General features: G+C 44.1%; 2 protein-coding genes. Both read left to right on the top strand.

The annotated features are described in order from the left end of the window. Positions 1-409: 409 nt before the first annotated feature. On the top strand, positions 410-3,190 hold the full coding sequence (locus QUA62_RS28935) for a Z1 domain-containing protein (RefSeq protein ID WP_333408242.1): 2,781 nt from the start codon (positions 410-412) through the stop codon (positions 3,188-3,190). Continuing rightward, on the top strand, positions 3,187-4,059 hold the full coding sequence (locus QUA62_RS28940) for a PD-(D/E)XK motif protein (protein WP_333408243.1): 873 nt from the start codon (positions 3,187-3,189) through the stop codon (positions 4,057-4,059). Before QUA62_RS28935 ends, QUA62_RS28940 begins: the two co-directional genes overlap by 4 nt. The last annotated feature ends 56 nt before the right edge of the window (positions 4,060-4,115 follow it).

Consider the following 4,115-nt stretch of genomic DNA (forward strand, 5'->3'; position numbering starts at 1 on the left):
CCCTTTCATTTATTATCAAACTTTCCTATTTTACCAGAGAAATCCATATTTACATCTCAAATGGAATTGCTATATATGACACGGGGAAAAGTTATTGCCAGATTCATAAGAACAATAGTCCGGACAGTTTTTATATGGCCCAATGGCTTATTCTCGCTTGACTTTGAGCCACTGTGGATAATTAAATCAATGTCAGCTCCACCCCTGACGCGGCATTTAATTCGACTTTATTTATGATCCTTGCCCCGCGTAAGCTTGTAGTCTCGTTCCAAAAACTGTCCGGAGTATTTTAAGAATACTCCGAGTAACAGAGCAAACCTCATAAACACTTACTTGCTATGGAGCCTTTCGAGCACTTTGAAGAACTGGTAGCCAGCCCGATCGATCCGACACATGGAGAATATCTAGAATGAACGACTACGATAGGGCTCGTCTGGTAGCTCAAGCTTTTTTGAAGGGTGAACAGACACCAACCCGGAAAATTATTCAGGAAAAAGTCAAAATCGCTGTTGAGTCTACCAGAAGTAGCGAACAGGGCCGTGCCGTTGAGGTAGATGAGGAAAAGCTCGTCCGGGAACTTGAAAGCCTTTTCAACATCTGGATGGGTCCAGGTACTGTACTAGAAAATCCTAAAGATGGTCACATCCCTTGGTTGGCTGACCGCAACAGTGAAGTCAATTGGGATTTTTGGAACCGTTATGTACTTTATTTGGAGGAAGACAAGGGCTGGGCACCAGCGACGACCCGTGGTCTAGACCAGTTAACTGACTCTATTCTTGAACGCCTAGAGAACCCCTTGCGTTCAGGAGCTTGGGATCGCAGAGGAATGGTTGTTGGACAGGTTCAGTCTGGAAAAACAGCAAACTATACTGGTCTGATCTGCAAGGCGGTTGATGCAGGATACAAACTGATTATTGTGCTGGCTGGTATGCAGGACAGCTTGCGGAGCCAGACACAACTGCGTCTAGACGAAGGTTTTCTCGGATATGACTCACAAGTACATAGAGCTTCGACTCAAGAGAGTTCCTCCATTGGAGTAGGGCAAATTCCTCTTGGAAAGAGGCTGATTGCTGATTCAGCTACAAACAGTGCTAATAATGGTGATTTTAGTAAAAAAGTAGCAGGTCAGTTTGGGGTATCAGCAGGGGCTGGAAATCCATTATTGTTTGTTGTTAAAAAGAATACAACTGTACTGAAAAATCTCCTACACTGGGCTTTGCGTCATGGAGATAAACATGAAAAATCAGCAAAACGCATCGTCAGAGGAGTTCCCTTACTCGTCATTGATGACGAGGCAGACAATGCCTCGATCAACACAAATTCCCCACTATTCGATGAAAATGGCCAAGTTCAGGAAGAGTATGATGTCTCAGCAATCAATGGATTAATCAGGAGGCTGCTTCATAGTTTTGAAAAAAGTGCTTATGTGGGTTACACAGCCACGCCATTTGCTAACATCTTTATCTACTCTGAGCCCACTCAAAAAAATCCTGAATATGGAGACGATCTCTTTCCAAGTAGTTTCATTATCAACCTGCCTGCACCGTCAAACTACATCGGGCCAGTGCAGGTATTCGGACTGGATAGGGAGCCGACAATTGGTCGTGAAGCATCTGAAGCTTTGCCCATAATCAGACCAGTGGACGACCAAAAAGAATGGATGCCGGAAAAACACAAAAAAGATCACGTTCCGGGTGAACTTCCACAGTCTCTAAAGCAGGCAATTAGGGCGTTTATTCTTTGTTGCGCTGCAAGAATTGTGCGAGGACAGGAGAACGAACACAACTCAATGCTAGTTCATGTGGCCCGTTTTACGGCTGTCCAATCCGAGGTAGCAAAGCAAGTCAAAGACGAGTTGACTTCCCTACAAAAACGACTGCGGTATGGCGACAGCAACGCACCAGGCAAGCTAGAGGAAGAATTTGAGAAGTTATGGAAAGATGACTTTGTGCCAACCACTTCATCTATAATCTCATCCATACCCGATCCAGAACTAAAATCAGTTTCTTGGGAAGAAGTCAAACCTTTGCTGCACCGGGCCGCCTCTAAGATTCAGGTTAAAAAAATTAACGGCACAGCCAAAGATGTACTAGACTACTGGGAACACAAAGACAAAGGGTTAAGCGTTATTGCGATCGGCGGTGATAAATTGTCTCGTGGTCTAACCTTGGAAGGTCTGAGCGTCAGCTATTATCTCCGAGCATCAAAGATGTACGACACCCTGATGCAGATGGGTCGATGGTTTGGGTACAGACCGGGGTATCTAGACCTTTGCCGATTGTATACAACTGATGAGCTAATTGAATGGTACGAACATATCACTGTTGCCAGCGAGGAACTCCGGCAGGAGTTTGACTATATGGCTGATGCCGGAGCGACACCTGATGAATTCGGTCTAAAAGTTCGCACTCACCCACAGGGGCTGCTAATCACTGGGGTTAATAAGATGAAGACAGGCACTGTCATGCAATTGTCCTACACCAGAAGCCTTAGTGAAACTACCATCTTCTACAAGGATGAAAAGAAAAACCAGCAAAACCTTGAAGTTACTGAAGAACTGCTGAGAAAACTTGGCTCGCATACCAGACAAGAAAAGAATAACTATATCTGGGAGCAGGTTTCTGCTGAAAAAGTTATTGATTTTCTGTCAGGTTATGAGTCTCATGATAATTGTAGGTTGGCAAATACTTCACTCCTCGTCAAATACATCGAGGCTCAACTCCCCGCCGATGAACTCATCCTATGGACTGTTGTTCTTATATCAAATAATCGAGCAAAAAATACCTGGAGATTCGTTGACCATGAAGTTGGACTAACTTTGCGTAAGGATACCTCGCCTGAATCTTCTCAGGAATATCGCCTCAGCAATTCTCGTCTCTTGAGTCCAAACGATGAATGGCTCGATCTCTCCCGAGAAACTCGTGACGAAATTCTCAATCTCACCAATCAGCGGCGAGCGGAAGCTGGTAAACCACCAAGTTCTAGTAATACGCCAGATGCAAAAATTGTGCGTTCCAAGCGTTCCCCAAGAAACGGCTTACTATTGATTTATCCACTAGATCCAGAAGGAATAAATTCGGAAATTCCTGTCATCGGTTTTGTGATGAGTTTCCCCGATAGCAAGACAGCCCAGATGGTCGAATATAGGGTTAACAATCCTTACTGGAAACAGGAATTCGGTCAGCCATGACAGTGCAAAATACCTGGAAAATACTGGATGAGGATACTGCAAGTATACCTTCTGGCTATATCATCCGCCGCCTATTGCCAGAGCTTGCATACGATGTTTATCTCGCTATTGAAAAACCTTCTAATGCACGTTTGATGATGATGCGGGTGAAACACAAATCAATTGGGAAAGGTGCTGTTTTTCCGAATTCCAACTGCTTTGAGGTTAGGCGTGTAGCTCTGCAAGGAGATGATGATACCCACCTCACCCTGCAACTGGTACTTATTAACTCGCGTTACAGCGATATCTTTACAACATTAGTACAGGATATTGTTGATGCAATTGCCCCGATTGCGGATGAGCAAAACGCTGTAGGGGCTTTTTTTACCCGTCTGCGGCGATGGCAAGCATTCTTAGAAAAACATAACCCCGAAGGACTGAGCCAACCGGAACAGCAAGGATTATATGGTGAACTCTGGTTTCTGCGACAGATTGTTATTCCTCAACTGGGAGCTCGCCAAGGAGTCAAATGCTGGACAGGTGCAAAAGGAACTCAACAAGATTTCCAGTTTCAAAACTGTGCTGTTGAAGTCAAAACTACGACAGCAAAACAGCATCAGAAACTAACGATTTCCAGCGAACGACAACTAGATGATACTGGCACTGGCGCACTGATTTTACTGCACCTATCCCTTGATGCTAGACAACAACGAGGTGAATCTCTACCGGATATTGTCGCCAGTCTTAGATCACTTCTCGAAAACGACCCTATAGCCAAGGAAGAATTAGAAATACTCCTTTTTGAAGTTGGCTATCTGGATATACATATTCCCTACTATGAACAAATTGGCTATACCCCACGAGAAGTTAACTATAGCAATCCTATATGAATTGTGAAAAGGCATCAAATCTTTTCAAGTTAGGAAAATTGAAAAGATTATATTTA

Origin of the sequence: Microcoleus sp. MON1_C1, assembly GCF_036701945.1 — a bacterium.
Classification (GTDB): domain Bacteria; phylum Cyanobacteriota; class Cyanobacteriia; order Cyanobacteriales; family Microcoleaceae; genus Microcoleus.

What these genes read in the sequence shown, in the direction of transcription:
- QUA62_RS28935 (WP_333408242.1), top strand. Translation starts at nt 410, where the DNA reads ATGAACGACTACGATAGGGCTCGTCTGGTAGCTCAAGCTTTTTTGAAG.
- QUA62_RS28940 (WP_333408243.1), top strand. Translation starts at nt 3,187, where the DNA reads ATGACAGTGCAAAATACCTGGAAAATACTGGATGAGGATACTGCAAGT.